General features: G+C 61.9%; 18 protein-coding genes. 3 read left to right on the top strand and 15 right to left on the bottom strand.

The features are described from left to right. Positions 1 to 19 precede the first annotated feature (19 nt). The 10 genes from RBR52_RS07760 to rpsB all read right to left on the bottom strand — a co-directional run bounded on the left by RBR52_RS07760 (position 20) and on the right by rpsB (position 10,395). Positions 20 to 508, bottom strand: coding sequence for an OmpH family outer membrane protein (locus RBR52_RS07760; RefSeq protein WP_320376667.1), 489 nt, complete (start codon positions 506 to 508; stop codon positions 20 to 22). Positions 509 to 598: 90 nt separating this feature from the next. Beyond that, positions 599 to 2,884, bottom strand: coding sequence for an outer membrane protein assembly factor BamA (gene bamA / locus RBR52_RS07765; protein ID WP_413818308.1), 2,286 nt, complete (start codon positions 2,882 to 2,884; stop codon positions 599 to 601). Positions 2,885 to 2,900: 16 nt separating this feature from the next. Continuing rightward, on the bottom strand, positions 2,901 to 4,265 hold the full coding sequence (rseP, locus tag RBR52_RS07770) for an RIP metalloprotease RseP (protein WP_320376630.1): 1,365 nt from the start codon (positions 4,263 to 4,265) through the stop codon (positions 2,901 to 2,903). Further along, on the bottom strand, positions 4,262 to 5,461 hold the full coding sequence (gene ispC, locus RBR52_RS07775) for a 1-deoxy-D-xylulose-5-phosphate reductoisomerase (protein ID WP_320376631.1): 1,200 nt from the start codon (positions 5,459 to 5,461) through the stop codon (positions 4,262 to 4,264). Before ispC ends, rseP begins: the two co-directional genes overlap by 4 nt. After that, positions 5,458 to 6,294: a phosphatidate cytidylyltransferase gene (locus RBR52_RS07780; RefSeq protein WP_320376632.1), complete on the bottom strand. Its 837-nt coding sequence runs from the start codon at positions 6,292 to 6,294 to the stop codon at positions 5,458 to 5,460. Before RBR52_RS07780 ends, ispC begins: the two co-directional genes overlap by 4 nt. Positions 6,295 to 6,318: 24 nt before the next feature. Further along, positions 6,319 to 7,056 carry a polyprenyl diphosphate synthase gene (gene uppS, locus RBR52_RS07785; protein WP_320376633.1) on the bottom strand — a complete coding sequence of 246 codons (738 nt, stop codon included), beginning with the start codon at positions 7,054 to 7,056 and terminating at the stop codon, positions 6,319 to 6,321. 69 nt (positions 7,057 to 7,125) lie between these two features. Further along, on the bottom strand, positions 7,126 to 7,686 hold the full coding sequence (gene frr / locus RBR52_RS07790; protein ID WP_320376634.1) for a ribosome recycling factor: 561 nt from the start codon (positions 7,684 to 7,686) through the stop codon (positions 7,126 to 7,128). An 87-nt stretch (positions 7,687 to 7,773) separates the two neighbouring features. Further along, positions 7,774 to 8,484, bottom strand: coding sequence for a UMP kinase (pyrH, locus tag RBR52_RS07795; RefSeq protein ID WP_320376635.1), 711 nt, complete (start codon positions 8,482 to 8,484; stop codon positions 7,774 to 7,776). Positions 8,485 to 8,600: 116 nt separating this feature from the next. Beyond that, positions 8,601 to 9,479: a translation elongation factor Ts gene (tsf, locus tag RBR52_RS07800; protein WP_320376636.1), complete on the bottom strand. Its 879-nt coding sequence runs from the start codon at positions 9,477 to 9,479 to the stop codon at positions 8,601 to 8,603. A gap of 157 nt (positions 9,480 to 9,636) precedes the next feature. Next, positions 9,637 to 10,395: a 30S ribosomal protein S2 gene (rpsB, locus tag RBR52_RS07805; RefSeq protein ID WP_320376637.1), complete on the bottom strand. Its 759-nt coding sequence runs from the start codon at positions 10,393 to 10,395 to the stop codon at positions 9,637 to 9,639. Positions 10,396 to 10,782: 387 nt separating this feature from the next. On the opposite strand from rpsB, the gene RBR52_RS07810 reads away from it, so the two are divergent. Then, positions 10,783 to 12,090: a DUF3422 domain-containing protein gene (locus tag RBR52_RS07810; RefSeq protein WP_320376638.1), complete on the top strand. Its 1,308-nt coding sequence runs from the start codon at positions 10,783 to 10,785 to the stop codon at positions 12,088 to 12,090. A 1-nt stretch (position 12,091) separates the two neighbouring features. On the opposite strand, the gene rlmB is transcribed toward RBR52_RS07810, so the two are convergent. Further along, a complete protein-coding gene (rlmB, locus tag RBR52_RS07815; protein WP_320376639.1) occupies positions 12,092 to 12,826 on the bottom strand; it encodes a 23S rRNA (guanosine(2251)-2'-O)-methyltransferase RlmB in 735 nt (244 codons plus the stop codon). Next, a complete protein-coding gene (locus RBR52_RS07820) occupies positions 12,823 to 13,518 on the bottom strand; it encodes an ABC transporter ATP-binding protein (RefSeq protein WP_320376640.1) in 696 nt (231 codons plus the stop codon). The genes rlmB and RBR52_RS07820 overlap by 4 nt, the downstream gene beginning before the upstream one ends. A 12-nt stretch (positions 13,519 to 13,530) precedes the next feature. On the opposite strand from RBR52_RS07820, the gene RBR52_RS07825 reads away from it, so the two are divergent. Together RBR52_RS07825 and mnmH are read left to right on the top strand one after the other, a co-directional pair. Next, on the top strand, positions 13,531 to 14,220 hold the full coding sequence (locus RBR52_RS07825; protein WP_320376641.1) for an arylesterase: 690 nt from the start codon (positions 13,531 to 13,533) through the stop codon (positions 14,218 to 14,220). After that, positions 14,217 to 15,347: a tRNA 2-selenouridine(34) synthase MnmH gene (mnmH, locus tag RBR52_RS07830; protein WP_320376642.1), complete on the top strand. Its 1,131-nt coding sequence runs from the start codon at positions 14,217 to 14,219 to the stop codon at positions 15,345 to 15,347. Before RBR52_RS07825 ends, mnmH begins: the two co-directional genes overlap by 4 nt. Here mnmH and dusA read toward each other — a convergent pair. From dusA to RBR52_RS07845, 3 genes are all read right to left on the bottom strand, one after another. Then, positions 15,317 to 16,372, bottom strand: a complete 1,056-nt coding sequence (gene dusA, locus RBR52_RS07835; RefSeq protein ID WP_320376643.1) for a tRNA dihydrouridine(20/20a) synthase DusA — start codon at positions 16,370 to 16,372, stop codon at positions 15,317 to 15,319. The two genes, mnmH and dusA, sit on opposite strands and share 31 nt — an antisense overlap. 92 nt (positions 16,373 to 16,464) lie before the next feature. Continuing rightward, positions 16,465 to 17,988 carry a lipopolysaccharide biosynthesis protein gene (locus tag RBR52_RS07840; protein ID WP_320376644.1) on the bottom strand — a complete coding sequence of 508 codons (1,524 nt, stop codon included), beginning with the start codon at positions 17,986 to 17,988 and terminating at the stop codon, positions 16,465 to 16,467. Further along, the gene (locus tag RBR52_RS07845) at positions 17,975 to 19,144 is read right to left on the bottom strand and encodes a glycosyltransferase family 4 protein (protein WP_320376645.1); all 1,170 of its coding nucleotides are present in this window, start codon (positions 19,142 to 19,144) and stop codon (positions 17,975 to 17,977) included. The genes RBR52_RS07840 and RBR52_RS07845 overlap by 14 nt, the downstream gene beginning before the upstream one ends. Positions 19,145 to 19,185: the final 41 nt, after the last annotated feature.

Here is a 19,185-nt window from a genome sequence, read left to right on the forward strand (position 1 = left end):
GTCGACAAGGCCCACAGGCTCACTTGCCCGACTGTGCATCCAGCGCCTTGAGCACCTTGTCGGTGATGTCGATGCGCGGATTGACGTACACCGCTTCCTGGAAAATGATGTCGTAGTGATCTTTCTGCGCAATGTCGCGCACGACCTTGTTGGCCTTGTCGAGCACCGTGGCCAGCGCCTCGTTGCGGCGGGCATTGAGGTCTTCCGAAAATTCACGCTGCTTGCGCTGGAATTCCCGGTTCATGTCCACGAGGTTCTGCTGCGCCTTGATGCGATCGGCGTCCGACATGACCGGGCCGTTCTTTTCCAGGTTGTCGTTGGCTGCCTTGATCCTAGCCGCCATGTCCTGCAATTCCTTGTCGCGCCGGGAAAACTCGGCCTCGAGTCTCTGCTGCGCCGCCTTGGCCAGAGCCGAGTCCTTCAGAACCCGCTCGGTATTGATGAAGCCGATCTTGATCGGCGCATTCGCCGCAGCGACGGCCGCTGATGCCGTCGCCGTCTGCGCCATGACGGGCGCGCAGACCAAAAACGCAGTGGTGCAGACCGCGGCCAGAAGGGTGCGAGTTAGGGTGTGAAATTTCATGGAAATCGAATGAGGTTAGAAACCGGCGCCAACCGTGAACTGGAAGCGCTGGAGTTTATCGGTGGACTTGTAGCGTATCGCCTTGGCCACACTGAACTTCAACGGGCCGATGGGTGAAATCCAGGACACGCCGATACCGACGGACGAGCGCATATCGCTCAGGCTGACTTTCTGGTTCTCGCCCCAGACATAGCCGTTGTCATTGAAGAACGACATGCGCAGCGATTTATCCGCGCCCGTGCCGGGGAAGGGAAACTGATACTCGAAATCGGCGACCAGCATTTTGGCGCCGCCCAGCGCATTGCCTTGGGCGTCCTGCGGGCCCAGCGAGCTTTGCTCAAACCCGCGCACGGTGCCGATTCCGCCGGCGTACAGATTCTTGAATACCGGCAGCGGACGGCCGTTCAGCCCGTGGGCATAGCCCACCAGCCCGTTGAACGCCAGATTGGTGGTTCGTGTGAGCGGCAGGTATTGCTGGTATTGGTAGGTGATGCGGTCGTAGCGCAGGGTGCTGAACGGACTGATCTCGAAGCTCAGGCGCTGATAGCGGCCATCGGAGGGAACCAGGGCACTGTTGCGGCTGTCGCGCTGCCAGCCGATGGTCAGCGGAATGCCGCTGGAGGTCTTGCCGAACTGGTTGACATAGGCAATGTACGAGGCTGGCGCGCCGGGCGAAAGATCGAGGGTGTAGCGCTCGTAACCGGCGCCGAAGAACACCCGATCTTCCTCGGTGAACGGAATGCCGAACTGCAGATTGAATCCCGGCGTGACGATCTTGTAGTTGTTGCCCTGGCTGCTGTATGGCTGGATGGTGCGGTAGTACGCATTCACCGTGCGACTGATGCCGTCTTCGGTGAAGTACGGATTGGTGCTCGACACCGACAGGGTGCGGTAATAGCTCGACGTGTTGAAATCGACCGCAAGATTGTTGCCGCTGCCGAAGACATTGTCCTGGCTGATCCCGGCGTTGAACGAGAGCTTGTCCGCGCTCGAAAAGCCCACCCCCAGAGACAGACTGCCGGTGGGCTTCTCTTCCACGTTCATGTCCAGATCGACCTGGTCGTTGGTGCCGGGCACCTCGCGCGGCTGCAGGGTCACATTCTTGAAGTAGCCCAGGCGATCCACCCGGTCGCGCGAGAGCTTGATGCGGTCGGAGTCGTACCACGAGTCTTCGAATTGCCGGAATTCGCGGCGGATGACTTCGTCGCGCGTGCGGGTATTGCCCGCAATGTCGATGCGGCGCACATAGATGCGCTTGCCCGGTTCGGCGGTCAGGGTGAAGGACACCTGATCGGTCTGGCGGTCGATCACCGGCTTAGCCTCCACCCGGGCAAAGGCGTAACCATACACACCGAACTGGTTGGTGATGGCCTTGACGCTGTCGTTGAGCGCCTGTGCGCTATAGGTTTCGCCCGGTTTGAGCTTGACCAGGGCACGGAATTCATCGTCCTGTCCGAGATAGTTGCCCGCAAGCTGATAGCCCGACACGGTGTATTTCGGCCCTTCGTGGACGTTGACGGTGATGTAGATGCCATCCTTGTCGGGCGACAAAGCCACCTGCGTGGACTCGATGCGGAAATCGAGATAGCCCCGATCCTGATAGAAGGAACGCAGGGTTTCCAGATCGGTATTGAGCTTGGCCTTGGAATACTGGTCGTCCTTGGTATACCAGCTCAGCCAGCCCGGCGTACTCAGGGTAAACAGACCCAGCAGCGTGCCCTCGCTGAACACCTTGTTGCCCACGACGCGAATGGAACGGATCTTGGCGATCTGCCCCTCGACCACGGTGAACAGCACGTTCACCCGGTTGCGCGGCAGCGGCGTGGTCGTGACGTTGACCTCGGTGCCGTAGAAACCCTTGGCCAGATACTGCTGCTTGAGTTCCTGAACGGCCTGATCGATCAGCGCCTGGTCGTAAGGCCGGGCCTCGGCCAGCCCGACGGAGGCCAGCGCTGTCGTCAGGGCTTTTTTGTCGAACTCCTTGGTTCCGGCGAACTCGACCCCGGCGATGGTCGGACGCTCCTCGACGATGAGGGTGACGACATCATGGTCGGTTTCGATGCGGACGTTCTTGAACAAGCCGGTGGCGAACAGGGCGCGAATGGCTGCCGCCCCGCTCTCGGGCGTATACGTCTGACCCACCCGAAACGGCAGATAGCTGAACACGGTGCCGGGTTCGGTTCTTTGCAGACCAACGACGCGGATGTCCTTGATGGTGAACGACTCAGCTGCGTGTGCTTGCACGCCCGCAACGGCGGCCACGGCCACCGTCGCACAACGAAGTGCGGGAGAAAACCTCAAATTGACCTCGATGGAATCAGTGCATCTGGCCGAGCAAGCGCGCCAGATCGTTGTAGAGGGCGATGGCCATCATCATGGCGATGACCGCGAGACCGCCTTGCTGCAGCCTTTCCTGCCAGCGCTGCGAGACGCTGCGGCGGGTCAATCCCTCATACGCATAATACAGGAGATGCCCCCCATCCAGAACGGGCAGAGGCAGCAGGTTGAGCACGCCCAGACTGACGCTGACCACGGCCAGAAAACTCATGTAGGCCATCCATCCCAGCTCGGCGCTTTTGCCGGCGTAATCGGCAATCGTGATCGGGCCGCTCAAGTTTTGCAGCGAAGCCTGACCGATCACCATGCGCCCGAGCGTCTTGAGAGTCAGCACCGAAAGATCCCAGGTGCGCTGCACGCCGTCCTGCAGGGCCTGCAGCGGGTTGCGCTCGATTTTCACGGTGGGGATTTCCCCGCCCAGCATGGCCTCGATGCGCCAGACCTTGCGGCCACCCACCTGCACCGGCTCGGCTCGCAACTCGGTTTGAAAGAGGCGTCCGGCCCGGTCCACCTCGAGCCTCATGGGCTTGCCCTCCGAGGTTTGAATGGCGCGCATCAGCGCGTTGGCCGTAGCGATGCGCACGCCATCGACTGCAACGATGCGGTCGCCGGCAAGCAGGCCGCTGCGCTGCGCCGGTCCGCCCGCGACGACCTCCCGGATCTCGGCCGGCGGGCTTTGCAGATGCAATCCGTAGGTCGTGAGGAAACCGGCGCTTTCTGCTGCACGCATGCTGGCAGAGAAATCGAGCGGGATTTCATGCGTCGCTCCCCCCGCCTTGCGTTCCACGACAAGGATGATGCGCTGGCCGTTCATCGCTGCGTTCAACAGCGTCCAGCGCAGACCCGTCCAGCTCTGCACCGCCTGTTCCGCGCCATCGCGCACCACCGCGACGACCCGCTCGCCGCCCTGCACGCCCGCTGCGGCTGCGGCCGACTGTGCCGGCGGCGCGCCCAGAATGGCAACCGGCTCGCGCACGCCCACCATCGCCACCACGGCAAACAGCGCTACGGCGAGCAAGAGATTGGCCGCCGGGCCTGCGGCAACGATGGCCGCGCGCCTGGACAGGCTCTGCCGATTGAACGCGCGCGGCAGTTCGGCATCAGGCACTTCGCCCTCGCGCTCGTCGAGCATCTTCACATAGCCACCCAGCGGTATCCAGGCCAGGGTGAATTCGGTGCGGTCGGCGCCTCGCGTCCAGCGCAGCAGGGGCTTGCCAAAGCCGATGGAAAACCGCAGCACCTTGACGCCGCAGGCGACGGCGACACGGTAGTGGCCGTACTCGTGGATGGTGATGAGCACGCCGAGTGCAAAGGCAAACGCCAGCAGGGTGATGAGCAGGTTCATGGTTTCGCGCCTTCTAAACCCAATGCGCAGAGCTGTGCGACACGCTGCAGCGCCTGGCGCCGCGTCCGGGCGTCGAGTTCGGCCAGGGCCTCCAGCGAATCACAACCCACGCATTGTGCACTCTCCAGCAAATCCGCATTGATCCGGTAAATATCGGTGAACCGAATGCGTTGACCAAGGAAGGCTTCGACGGCGATTTCATTCGAGGCATTGAGCACGGCGCAGGCCCCCGCCGGCATGCGCAAGGCTTCGAACGCGAGCGCGAGTCCTGGAAACCGCTGCGGGTCGGGCTGTTCGAAATCGAGCCTCCCCACGCGAGCGAGATCGAGCCACGGCGCCCCCGATGCGATGCGCGCGGGATAGGACAGACCGTAAGCGATGGGGGTGCGCATGTCGGGCTGTCCGAGCTGGGCGATCACCGAGCCGTCGTGATAGTTGACCATCGAATGCACGATGCTCTGGGGATGGATCAGCACCTCGATCTGCTCGGGCCGCATGCCAAAAAGATAGTGCGCCTCGATGACCTCCAGCGCCTTGTTCATCATGGTGGCGGAATCGACCGAGATCTTGGCGCCCATGCGCCAGTTGGGGTGCGCGCACGCTTCTTCGGGCGTGACCGCATGCAGGGTGTGCGCCGCGCGCTGGCGAAACGGTCCGCCGGACGCCGTCAGCACGATATTGCGCACATCCGCCCGCCAACGGCTGCGATCGTCGGGCAGACTTTGCTGAATGGCGCTGTGCTCGCTGTCGATGGGAATGAGGTCACCGCCTCCCTGAGCCAGTGCCTGCAGCAGCAGATCGCCGGCGACGACCAGCGACTCCTTGTTGGCCAGCAGCAAGCGCTTGCCGGCGCGCGCAGCGGCGAGGCTGGCCGATAGTCCGGCAGCGCCCACGATGGCCGCCATCACCAGATCGACCTCGGGCGCGGCGGCCACGTCGTCGAGCGCCTTGGGTCCGCTCAACACCTCCGTGGGGCAGTTCTCGGCGCGCAAACGCTGCTGCAGGCGGCTTGCCGCCTGCGTACTGCCGAGCACGGCGTAGGCGGGGCGAAAGGCGAGGCACTGCGCAAACAGCTTGTCGGCATTGCGGTGCGCCGCCAGGGCAAACACGCGAAACCGCTCCGGGTGCAGCGCCAGCACCGCCAGGGTATTGGCGCCGATCGATCCCGTGGAGCCGAGAATGGTGACCGTTTTCATAGCGTCAGCAGCAGCAAGGCCAGGGGCAATACGGGCAGGAGCGAGTCGATGCGGTCCAGCACACCGCCATGCCCCGGCAACAACTTGCCGCTGTCCTTCTGCCCCGCCGCACGTTTGAGCAGCGACTCGAACAGATCGCCCCCGATGGCAAAGGCCAGCAGCACGACGACCCAAAAGACGAGCCCCACCCAGCCGAACCGCGTTTCGAGTTGCGAAAAATAATTGGGATGAAGCGGCGTCAGACTGACGCAGACCACGGCATAGAACAGCGTGGCGGCCAGCGCCGACCAGGCGCCCGCGCGCGTTTTCCCAGGGCTGATCGACGGTGCGAGCTTGCGGTGTCCCCAGGCCCTGCCGCCAAAATAAGCGGCGATATCCGCCACCCAGACCAGCGCCAGCAGCGACAGCATGAAAAGGGCGCCCTGCATGCGCAGCTGCACCAAAGCCAGCCAGGCGGCCTGCAACAGCAAAAAACCCAGCAGAGCCAACGCCAGGGGATGAGCCAGCACTGCGGGCAAATGGGCCCGGGGCAGACTCAGCCCCAGAGCGAGCAGCCAGGCCGTGCCGCAGGCCAGCCAGAGCCAGGTCGCAGCCAACTCCCACGCCTGCTGTTGCAACAGCCAGAGCAATGCGACAGCCATCACCGCCCAGATCGATGCCCAGAAAGTCAGAATGCCCCAACCACGATAGCCCGCCAACCGTGCCCATTCCCCCATGCCCACGGCGCAAAACGCCAAGGTCAGCAGCGCAAATGGCAGGGGATCACGCCAGAACAGCGTGGGCAGCAGCAGCGCCATCAACACCAGGGCGGTCAGGACGCGCTGTCGCAACATGATGCCGATCCGGTGACAGCCGCCTCAGGCGGCGGCCTGCGATGGGGCTTCGGGCACACCACCGAAGCGGCGCTGGCGGCTGGCAAAATCGGCCAGCGCGGCGTCAAAAGCCTCGGGGTTGAAATCAGGCCAGAGAATATCGCTGAAATAGAGCTCGGTGTAGGCCAGTTGCCAGAGCAGGAAATTGCTGATGCGGTGCTCGCCGCCGGTGCGGATGAGCAGGTCCGGGTCGGGCGAATGCGCCAGCGCCAGATGCCGCGCCAGCGCCTGCTGCGTAGGGGCCTCGTGCGCGGCGAACAGCGCCTGGGCCGCCTGCGTCATGTCCCAACGTCCGCCGTAATTGAGCGCAACGTTGAGCACCAGCAGCTCATTGTGGCGGGTCAGCGCTTCGGCCTGATCGATCAGTGCGCGCATCTCGCTTGAGAAGGCCGACAGATCGCCCACCACATGCAACTGCACACCCTGTCTGGCCAGTTCCGCAGACTCGCGCTGCAGCGCCTTGACGAACAGATCCATCAGGGTCTGCACTTCTTCGGCCGGTCGCGCCCAGTTTTCAGAAGAAAAAGCAAACACCGTGAGATGTCCAACGCCGATTTCGGCGCAGTGGCGCACGATTTTTTTCAGCGCATCCACACCGAACTTATGTCCGGAAGAACGCGGGAGAAAGCGGCGCTGCGCCCAGCGTCCGTTACCGTCCATCACCACGGCGACATGGCGCGGCAGCGTGGACGGGTCTCTCTTGGCGGGTTTTTTTTTGCTCATGCCATCTGAATAGGGGGAAACGCAGCTTTTGATGCCGATCGAAACAGCGAAACGTGCCGCCGCTTCAACTCAGACCGCCATGATCTCCGCTTCTTTTTGCGCCAGTTGCTTGTCGATCTCGGCGATATAGCGGTCGGTGATTTTCTGCACTTCGTCCTGCGCCCTGCGCTCCTCATCCTCGGAGATTTCCTTGGCTTTGACGAGATCCCTGAGGCTTTGGTTCGCATCCCGGCGCAGATTGCGCACGGCCACCTTGGCCCCCTCGCCTTCCTGCTTGACCACCTTGACCAGATCGCGGCGGCGCTCTTCGGTCAGCGCGGGCATGGGCACGCGGATGACGTCGCCCTGGGTCTGGGGATTGAGTCCGAGATCGGATTCGCGGATGGCCTTCTCGACCACCTGCACCATTTTCTTTTCCCACGGCTGCACGCTGATGGTGCGGGCGTCGATCAGGTTCACATTCGCCACCTGATTGATCGCCATCAGGGTGCCGTAGTAATCCACCATCACATGGTCGAGCAGGCCGGTATGCGCGCGTCCGGTACGCACCTTGGCCAGATCGAGCTTGAGCGACTCGATCGACTTGTGCATTTTTTCTTCCGTGGTTTTCTTGATCTCTGCGATTCCCATGATGCACTCCAAAAACGGGACGGGAAAAAACAAAACCCGCTGCGCGAAAAAAGCAGCGCGGCGCGGGCTTGAACATGGCGATGGTAATCAGACGTAGACGTCGGTGCCTTCATCGGCTCCCTGGACCACGCGCATCAGCGCCCCCGGCTTGAAGATGCTGAACACGCGGATCGGCATTTTCTGATCGCGGCAAAGGGCAAAGGCCGTCGCATCCATCACTTGCAGGCGCTGGGCAATGGCTTCGTCGAAGCTGATGCGCGCATAGCGCCTGGCGGCCGGGTCTTTGGCCGGATCGGCGGTGTAGATGCCATCGACCTTGGTCGCCTTGAGCATGACCTCGGCCCCGATCTCGGCTGCACGCAGTGCGGCCGCCGTGTCGGTGGTGAAGAACGGATTACCCGTACCTCCCGCAAAAATTACCGATTTGCCTTCCTCGAGGTATTGCAGCGCCTTGGGCCGCACATAGGACTCGACGACCTGATCGATGGCAATGGCCGACATCACGCGCGGATTGAGCCCGGCATGCTTCATGGCGTCGCCCAATGCCAGCGAATTCATCACCGTGGCCAGCATGCCCATATAGTCGGCCGTCGCCCGGTCCATGCCCACGGCACCACCGGCCACGCCCCGAAAGATGTTGCCCCCGCCGATGACCATGGCCAGTTGCACGCCGGAGTTCACCACTTCGGCAATGTCCCGCACCATGGCCTCGATGGTGGCGCGGTTGATGCCATAGGCATCGTCGCCCATCAGGGCCTCGCCCGAGAGTTTGAGCAGAACGCGTTTGTATCCGGGCATGGTGAATCCTGGTGGGGCGGCAGAAAGACGGGAAAGCGAAGAGGAGAGCGAAAGAACGCAAGGACAGAGTCAGGCATCCGGGCTGCGGTCGGTCTCGGTCAGCCGGGCGACAGCGCTCAGCCTTGCTTGGCTGCAGCCATCTGCGCCGCCACCTCCTGCGCAAAATTCTCCGACTTTTTTTCGATGCCCTCCCCCACTACATACAGGGTGAAACCGTGCACGGTGGTGTTGGCGGATTTCAGCATCTGCTCGACCGTCTGCTTGTCGTTCTTGACGAAGGCCTGATCGAACAGCGAGACTTCCTTGAGGTATTTCTGCACCGCGCCTTCGACCATTTTGGCAACGATGTCGGCAGGCTTGCCCGACTCGGCCGCTTTCTGCGAGGCGATGGATCGCTCCTTCTCGATCAGCTCGGCGGGCACCTGCGTCGAAGACAGCGCCACCGGTTTCATCGCGGCGATGTGCATGGCCGCATCCTTGGCCGCCACCTCATCACCGGTGAACTCGACCATGACGCCGATGCGCGTGCCGTGCAGATAGCTCACCAGCCTGTGGTCTCCGGCGAAACGCTTGAAGCGGCGAATGGTCATGTTCTCGCCGATCTTGCCGATCAGCTTGCTGCGGCGCGCCTCGACGGTCTCGCCGTCGAGGCTCAGCGCAGACAGCGCCGCCACGTCCGCAGGACCCTGCGCGGCGATCAGCTCGGCCAGATCTTGGCCAAAGGCGAGGAAGTCGTCGTTCTTCGCCACGAAATCGGTCTCGCAGTTCAGTTCGACCAACGCCCCGGTGGTGCCGTTGATGTATGCCGCCACGATGCCTTCGGCCGTCACGCGCGAGGCCGCCTTGCTGGCTTTGCTGCCGAGCTTGACGCGAAGAATCTCTTCGGCGCGCTCCATATCGCCGTCGGCCTCGGTCAGCGCCTTCTTGCACTCCATCATCGGGGCATCGGTCTTGGCACGCAGTTCTGCCACCATGCTTGCGGTAATCGCCGCCATTGTGAAACTCCTTGAAATCAAAAAGAAAAGATACGGTTGAAAAATGCAGTCGAAAAATCTGTAAAAAAGGGGCTGTGTATAGCAGCCCCCGGGGTGTTTCAGGCCGGTCATTCAGCTCACTGACCGGGCCCGTTGCAACAGCATCATCGCGGTAAGATCAGGTGGCGGAGGCGTCTTCCTGCACTTCGACGAACTCTTCTTCGCCTTCGGAGACAGCGTGCACGACCTCGTTGACCGCGTCGTTCTTGCCTTCCAGAATCGCATCGGCCATGCCCTGCGCATACAGCGCCACGGCTTTGGCCGAGTCGTCGTTGCCCGGAATGATGTGGGTCACACCCATCGGTGAATGGTTGGTGTCGACCACGCCGATCACCGGAATGCCCAGCGCTCTCGCCTCGGCGATGGCGATCTTGTGGTAGCCGACATCGATGATGAACAGCGCATCGGGCAAAGCCGCCATGTCCTGAATGCCGCCTATGGATTTTTCCAGCTTTTCCATCTCGCGCTGAAAGGTCAGCGCCTCTTTTTTGCTCATCTGCTCGAGCACGCCTTCGGCGACCTGGGCCTGCATGTCCTTGAGCTTCTTGATGGATGTCTTGACCGTCTTGAAGTTGGTCAGCATGCCGCCGAGCCAGCGCTGGTCGACGTAGGGCATGCCGCAGCGCTCGGCCTGTTCACGCACGATCTCGCCGGCCTGGCGCTTGGTGCCGACGAACAGGATGGTGCCGCGACGCGCAGCGAGCTGGCGCGCGAACTTGAGGGCGTCCAGGTACATCGGCAACGTCTTTTCGAGGTTGATGATGTGGATCTTGTTGCGATGGCCGTAAATGAACGGGGCCATTTTGGGATTCCAGAAGCGGGTTTGATGACCGAAGTGCACCCCGGCTTCCAGCATTTGACGCATCGTGACTGACATAGGGTTTCCAATCCAAGTTGGGTCTGAAATCCGGCTCCGATCGACACGCCGCCCGGATTCTCCAGTGCAAGCACTGAACCCTTTGGGCAGCGGTCAACACCTGGTTGAGCCGGTTTGCGGGTGGTTTGCGCAGGTCCCCTTGCGCCGATAGGACGGATCGGCCGGGATAGGCCGAAAAGCATCTCGGTCGCATGGTTACCATGGCATGTTTCATGCTGGCTTTGTTGCTCATCAAGTTGCTTAAGCCGGGCGCGCTCATGCGTTCATTCCAAACGGTGAGTCAACGCACTGCAAAAAACCTTGGCATCATAACAGACATCATCCCAGATCATCGACCTGCACAGATTCAGTCACCTCGTCCTCGCCATTTCGACCCGCCTGCCACCCATGCTTGAACATCCCTTGCGTCAGCCGCTTCACAACGAGATTCACGCCCGTCCGTTCGAGCGGGTCGGCGCACCGGCGCAGGTCAGCCACCAAGTGATGCTGGTCAATCCAGCCGAATCGCAACAAGCGTTCGAACACTTGAGCGAACTGCTCGGCAATCTGCACCTGCCGCCCCCATCGATGGGCAGCATGTTTCACACCGAGAGAATCGGCCCGGTGCGCCTGCGCTGGGAGCGACACGGCGAGTTCATCAGTTACACCTTTATCACGCACGAGCCCCTCGGCCCGGGAGATCCGCTGTTCCAGCGCTGCGCCTGTGATCGGATCTCGGCCGACTGGCTGGCGCGCATTCCGGGGCAGCGCCTGTGCGCCAACCACGTTGCCCTCATGCCCGAGGGCGAACTGGGCTGCGACGCGCTGCCCGATTTTTCTGCGGTTCTGGACGTCGATGCGCTGGTGGGCTCCGATGTCGCCGACGGCCATGCGCAGGTATTCACCGATCTGCGCATCGCCGCGGACGGTTTCACCCGCTTCATCGTCCTGAGCAAGGCCATGTCGGCGCGACGGCGCGGACGGCTGGTGCAGCGTCTGCTGGAAATCGAAACCTACCGCCTACTGTCCCTGCTGACGCTGCCGGTGGCGCGGGAACTCACCCCCCGCCTCAGCCAATACGAGCAGGACCTGGTGAGCATCATGAACGCCATCGGCGGCAACGGCAGCAGTGACGATGCCGAGACTCAGCGCGACCACCAGACCCTGGACCGCCTGACCTTGCTGGCGTCTGCGGTGGAAGGCGTCTATGCCGCCTCACACGGCCGGTTCACCGCGGCCAATGCGTATTACGACCTGGTCAACCGGCGCGTGGCCGAACTGCACGAAAAGCCGATCTTCGGCCTGCAGACCATCGGCCAGTTTCTGGAGCGGCGGCTGGCGCCCGCGATGCAGACCTGCGCCTGGGCGGCGCGGCGGCAGCAGGCGCTTTCCGAGCGCGTCTCGCGCTGCAGCAACCTGCTGCGCACGCGGGTGGAGGTGGCGATGCAGCAGCAGAACCGCAGCCTGCTGGCGTCGATGAACCGCCGGCAGTATCTGCAGCTCCGTCTGCAGCAAACGGTGGAAGGTCTGTCGGTGGCGGCGATCACGTATTACATGGCTTCGCTGGTCGGCCATTTGTTCGAGGCGGCAGAGCCCTGGCTGCACATCCAGCCCAAGCTGGCCGAGGGCATTTCCATTCCGATCATCGCCTTGACCGTCTGGATTGCGTTGCAGCGCATGCACCACCGGCTGGAACGCGCGAGCGAAGGCCGATAGGTCAAGACGCGGTACGCCGTTGACGGACGGCCTCGTACAGGCACACCCCGGCAGCAACGGAGACGTTGAGGCTTTCCACGGCTCCGAGCATGGGGATTTTCAGCAGTTGATCGCAGGTCTCGCGCACCAGGCGGCGCATGCCGGCGCCCTCGGCGCCCATCACCAGCACCGCGGGCTGTGTCCAGTCGGCAGCGTAGACCTCGTCGGTTGCGGCCTCGTCGGTACCCATCACCCACAGACCGCGATCCTGCAATTCCCCCAGGCTGCGCACCAGATTGGTCACCATGAGGTAGGGCACGGTTTCCGCCGCGCCGCTGGCCACGCGAGCCACCGTGGGATTCAGGCCCACGGCCCGGTCTTTGGGCGCAATGACCAGATGCACTCCCGCCGCATCTGCGGTGCGCAGAATGGCGCCGAGGTTGTGCGGATCGGTCACGCCATCGAGCGCCAGCACCAGCGGCGGGCCTTCCACGGCATCGAGCACGGCATGCACGTCGTGCGCGCTGGGCAAATCGTCGACCTGCGCCACCACCCCCTGGTGGCGATCGGTGCCCGCCAGCGCGGCCAGCCGCTCGGCGCCGAGGGTTTTCAGCGCCACGCCCGAAGCCTCGACCTTGCGCAGAAATTGCTGCATGCGCGCATCGCGCCGACCGGCATCGACATACACCGCGTGCACCGAAGCGGGAGCTGCGCGCAGGCGGGCGCCCACGGCGTGAAATCCGTAGAGCGCCTTCATGCGGCCACTGCCTGCATCGGTTCGCTCAGGCGGCCGGCGTGCAGGGTGCAGACACGGTCGCAGCGTGCGGCCAGCGCCGGATCGTGTGTCACCAGCACCAGCGTCGCCTCCATTTCAGCCCGCAGGCGGAACATCAAATCCATGATGCGTTCGCCCGTGGCCGCATCGAGATTGCCCGTGGGCTCGTCGGCCAGGACCAATCTGGGACGGCCCACGAAAGCGCGGGCCAGAGCGACGCGCTGCTGCTCCCCGCCAGACAGCAAGGCGGGCCGATGATGCAGGCGCTGGCCGAGTCCCACGGCGTGCAGCAGAGTCGTTGCGGCCTCCACCGCGCCGTGAGCGCGGCCGGAAATTTCCAGAGGCAGCACCACATTTTCCAGCGCGGTGTAGTGATCGATGAGCTGAAAATTCTGGAACACGAAGCCGATTTTCTGCGCGCGCAGATCGGCCCGGCCGTTCTCGTCGAGGCTGTCCAGATCGACGCCGTCGATCCACACCCGGCCGGTGCTGGGACGATCCATTCCCGCGAGCAGGGCCAGCAGCGTGGATTTTCCCGAGCCCGAAGCGCCGGTGATGGCCACGCTCTGTCCCGCAGGAACACGCAGTTGCACCGCGTGGAGAATGGTGAGGGCGTCACCGACATCGGAAACGGTCTTGCCCAGGTCCTGCGCGACAATCACATCGACCGCCATGGAAGCCTTGTCATGAAAAATGGAATGCTGTCGATTGTAGAAAGCCCGCACCCGGTATCGCGGCGCAAGGTCTTGGCGCTTGTGGCTGGCCTTGGTCTCGCGGGCGCAGCGCAAGCCGCGGCACCGTCCGACTCCACGCTGCTGGTGGTGGGCGACAGCCTGTCGGCCGGATACGGGCTGGAGACCGGGACAGGCTGGGTCGATCTGCTGCGCCAGCGGCTCGAAGCCGACAAGCTCCACTGGACAGTGATCAACGCCAGCATCAGCGGCGACACCACGGCGGGCGGACTGGCACGCCTGCCCGCACTGCTGGCGCGGGACAAGCCGCGCGTAGTCATCATCGAATTGGGCGGCAACGACGCCCTGCGGGGGCTTTCCCTGGAACAAACGCAGAAGAATCTGAGCAGCATGGTGATGCTTTGCAAAAAGGCGGGCGCTCGGGTTTTGCTCGTCGGCATGCAAATTCCGCCAAACTACGGCCCTGCGTACACCCAGCGTTTTGCCGCCGTGTTTCCCGCAGTTGCAAAATCGCAGCATGTGGCGCTGGTACCGTTTCTGCTCGCAGGCGTCGTGGGTCATCCCGACTGGTTCCAGGCGGACAACATTCACCCTACTGCACAGGCTCAGCCCACCCTGCTCGATACGGTCTGGCCGCACCTCGCCCCTTTGCTTGCTCTGCCTGCTGCGAGGAAGGCGCCATGAATCCTCGCTTCATGCAAGCCGCCGAGGCGCTGCAGAAACTGCAATCCTTCAGCGCCGTGATCGACGTGCGCAGCCCGTCGGAATTCGCGCTCGATCACATGCCGGGCGCGCAGAACTGGCCCGTGCTCAGCGACGCCGAGCGCGCCGAAGTCGGCACGCTCTACACCCAGGTGGACCCTTTCCTGGCCAATAAACGCGGCGCCGTCCTCGTCGCGCGCAATATCGCCAACCACATCGAAGCGCATGCGGCGGACCTGCCCAAGTCATGGGCGCCGCTGATCTATTGCTGGCGCGGCGGCAACCGCTCGGGCGCGATGGCCCACATTCTGGCGCGCATCGGTTTTTCCGTGGTGGTGGTCCAAGGGGGTTATCGCGCCTTGCGCCGCGCGCTGCGCGCCGATCTGGAGAAACTGCCGGGACGACTGCAGTTTCACGTCATCTGTGGTCGCACGGGCTGCGGCAAAAGCCGGCTGCTGCAATCGCTGCACGAAGCCGGGGCGCAGGTGCTCGACCTCGAAGCACTGGCCCAGCATCGGGGCTCCGTGCTTGGGCTCGAGCCGGGCGAAACGCAGCCCTCGCAAAAAGGATTCGAGACCCGCTTATGGGCCGCGCTGCGCCATTTCGAAACGGATCGCCCGGTATTCGTCGAAGCCGAGAGCAAAAAGATCGGCGCCCTTCACCTTCCCGATGCGCTGATGGAGTCGATGCGACTGGGACGCTGCATTGCGCTGGAACTCCAGATGCCGCAGCGCGTTGCGCTGTTGCTGGCCGATTACGCCCGCCTGTCGGCCGATCGTCCCCTGCTGCTGCAGCGCCTGGCCGGCCTGCGCGCCTTGCGAGGGGGCGATGCCGTCATGCGCTGGCAGGAACAGATCGCGCGAGGTGATCTCGCGGCCTTCACGGCCGACATTCTGCAGCACCACTACGACCCGAGCTACATGAGGTCGATAGGGCGCAATTTCCGACACTTCGAAACCGCCCCCATCATCACCCTGGAGAGCCTGGACGCCGGGTCGTTCCACGAAGCCGCATCGAGGGTCTTGGCGCTGTCGGCTGCAGCAACTGCGCCCGGATCGAACGCCAAAACCACCGGCACTCAGGCGCAGTCCGAGGTCATCGGTGGGTGATCGGCACACCCATCGGGACAAGCCGAAAGACTCGCCGTGTCGTCCGCCTGGGCCGACAGACGGGCGCGTCTGGCTGCCGTGAACAATTCGGACACCGACAGCGTCGCCAGCCTGTTCGAATCGCTCAACACCTGTCGCCACAGACGGCCTCCGGGCTGTCCCTTCCATAAATTGAGCATGTGCCGGGTGATGGCCTGGGGATGCAGCCCCTTGTCCTTCCATCCGGAGATGTAACGGATCATCTGCTCCTCGACGTCCTCGCGCTCGGGCACCGAGGCCTGCGGCTGCCCCAGATGATCCCGGTCCCAGTGCGCCATGCTCCAGGGATCCTGGTAGGCCGACCGCCCCACCATGACGCCCCCGACCCGCGGCAACCAATCACGAAGCTGTTGATCGGTTTTGATGCCGCCGTTCAGCACAAAGGACAAATCCGGAAAATCCCGCTGGAGTTGCAAAACGAACTCCGGCCGCAACGGCGGCACCTCCCGGTTTTCCTTCGGACTCAATCCTTCGAGCCAGGCCGAGCGGGCATGCACGATAAAGGTCCGGCACCCGCCCTCGGCAACCGTTCCAACGAAATCGCGCACAAACGCGTAGCTGTCCTCGTGGTCGATGCCGATGCGGTGCTTCACCGTCACGGGGATGGCGCCCGACACCGCATCGCGCATGGCCGCGATCGCATCGCGCACCAGCGCGGGTTCGGCCATCAGGCAGGCGCCAAACGCACCACGCTGCACCCGCGGGCTCGGGCAGCCGCAGTTCAGATTGACTTCGTCGTAGCCCCAGTCCAGCGCCAGCCTGGCGCATCGCGCCAGATCGGCAGGCTCGCTGCCGCCCAGTTGAAGCGCAATGGGATGCTCCTGCATACTGAAATCGAGGTGGCGCGCGACGTCTCCAAAAAGCAAGGCGCCGGTGGTCACCATTTCAGTGTAGAGCAGGGTTTTCCGGGTGATCAGACGATGAAAAAATCGGCAATGTCGATCCGTCCAATCGAGCATCGGCGCCACAGAAATTGCAAACGACATGAAAAAGATTCAGGTTCAGGAGAAAAAACGTGCCATCGCGGACAGTCAGGGCGGTTTCAAGTGCGAAGCGCAGTTCCTCGCGTCCTCTGCGCCTATCTCGTGCCACGCTGCCTGAGCAGCACCTTTTGAAACAATCCCCGTATCTCCCGATCAAATGCCACGATCAAAACGCCATAAACCAGCGTTCCGGTCGCAATCTGAGAAAAAATCCTTATCGAGAGGTCGGCGGGGTGAACCCAGATCACCACCGCATACATGATCAGAGAGAAAGTTCCATATTTCATCAGGTCAAGCCAGGGTATGAGAATTTTGACGACCTTGCGTCCATAATATGCCGCCATGATGGTATAGACCAGGTAACTGACGAGCGCCGCGAAAGCCGCACCCTCGATTCCAAACGGCCTGACGAGAATGAAGGTCAAAGCTATATTGACCGCTGCTGCCGTCAAGACCGAGCGCATGACCACCTTGGTCAGCTTATTGATATAAATTCCCGCGCTGAAAATCGGCGTTCCCCCGGAAACCAGCATGCCGCCAACAATGAAAACAATCAGCGGGGCGCTGACCTCATACTTGGACGATGCCAATAAACGAAGCAATTCCGGCCCGACTGCGGCCATCCCGCCCAGAATCGGCAGAGCCAAGGCGATATAATATTTCAGCGCCTGCTGGATGAAAGCCACGGTTTTTTCCCGTCCCTGCTGCTCCCACATTCTGAAATACATCGGCACAACCGCTTGTGCAAATGATGCGGTCAATACACCCTGCAAATAATCGCTGAAATTGAACGCAGCCGAAAAAGCCCCCAACGGCTCCGGCCCAAGCTCATAATTGATGATATAGCGACCACTCATATTCAACAGCAGCATGGAAAGCTCACTTGCAAGCAGTGGCAATCCGAAAACGAGCATGGACACGAAAAGCGGCTTGCTGAAATCTCGCGGATCGAATACCTGCTGGCGTGCATAGTAAAATATGATCACCGACACAGCGATGAATTCACCTAACATCGAGGAGAGAAAAAATCCTTCAAGCGTGCGCGAAACATAAAAAAGAACAAAAAATATCAAGGCCAGGCCCAAATATTTTCTCACCGTAAAATAGGTACTGTAGATACCACTCTTCTGCTGCGCACGCAGCAGGTTATACATGGCGCTATCAACCACGCGAATGAATATGAGAGGCGATGCCAAAATAATGAGGTATTTAGTCTGCTCATTGGACAGCCAGGCCGTGGGCGTGAAATACACCCCGACGACACTCAGCAAGGTCACGCTCAGTCCGACAGCAATCATGCCGAACAGAACCGTGGAAAAAAATTGCTTTTTTGTATTTTCCCTCGTACCAGCTTCCACTTCGCTGTAATACCGCACGACAGAGTGCTGCAATCCCAACTTGCCGACCCCGACCAAAAACAGAATCGTGGAAGTAACCAAGGCCATGGTTCCGTATTCCGCCACGGAAAAAATCCGTGTCAGGACTGGAAATGAAATCATGCTGGCCAGCATGACGAGCACACTCCCAATCGAATAATTCGAGGTGTGCTGGAACAGGCGTGCCAGCACACCACGCTTTTCCGTCTTGGTTGCGGACATGACTTCTTTACTGACTTGCATCGATTTTCAGATCCGAAGACCGGCTGACCGCGACGTCCTGACGCCGATAGATCGCCAGCAGCGATTCCAGAACGGTCTCCGTGGAATAGTGTCGCTCGACGGCGCGACGCGCCGCAGCCCCCATGGTCTGCCTTGATTCGGGGCAATCAGCCAGTTGCGACAACGCATCGGCAAGCGTCTGGGCCTGATTGGGCGGAACCAGAATACCTGACACGCCGTCTGCGACGACATCTTCATGGCCACTGATGCGTGTCGCTATCGTGGGCAATCCATTGGCCATGGCCTCCAGCACGGCATTGGGCAAGCCCTCCTGATGCGACGCTTGCACATACAGGTTGTTTGCCCGCAGCAGTGAAGGCACGTCCTGCACCAGGCCGGGAAAGATCACGCTCTGGGCAATACCCAACTGGCGCGCCAGTGCCATCAGCCGTTCCCGCTCGGGCCCATCGCCTGCCACGGTCAATCGGGCACCAGGCGGCAGCACTGCCTTCGACCACGCCTCCAAAAGGATGTCCAGGCCTTTCACCGCAACATGACGCCCGACAAAGACCGCACGCAGGGTGGACTGGTCTCTCGACACGGGTGGAGAAAATCGCCCTAGGTCAACAGCGTTGGGCAGCAAGTGCAGGCGCTTTCGATCAAAGCCCGCCTCCTCCATGATCTGCGCAGTTCTCCTGCTGATGCACTGATAACCGTCCAGGCGCCGCGCACCGCTTCGCAAAATTCGATGAATGGGCTTGCCCTGGAGCATGGGATCGAGAATACCCCCCTGAAACTCGGCAGCGCCGGAAACCTTGACGATGACGGTCGGTTTCAACCAGTGCTTAATCCATCCCGCGGCGCCCGCCAGGTTATGCATCATATGGATGTGAACGGCATCGAATTCACTCTGGTGTCTCAGCAGCCAATAGGCAAAGCGGACATTCAGCAGAATGGCGCCGATCCCTTTGATGCGAGGATAGGACAGGCGCACCACCGGCACTCCATCCACTGCGTCGATTCTTGGAAGCGAGCAGTCGAGCAAGGGCACGAGAACCTGGACACGGTGCCCTGCTGCCGCGAAAGAACGGCTGAGCAGTCTGGCCTGCATCTCGGCGCCCCCGGTGGCCGGATAGCGCCCATCTACCACCATCAGAATGCGTGCAGGTGACATCATATCGGGATAGGTACCTTATTCCATTGAATGGGTGAAAGAGT

Origin of the sequence: Thiomonas sp., assembly GCF_034007205.1 — a bacterium.
Classification (GTDB): Bacteria; Pseudomonadota; Gammaproteobacteria; order Burkholderiales; family Burkholderiaceae_C; genus Thiomonas.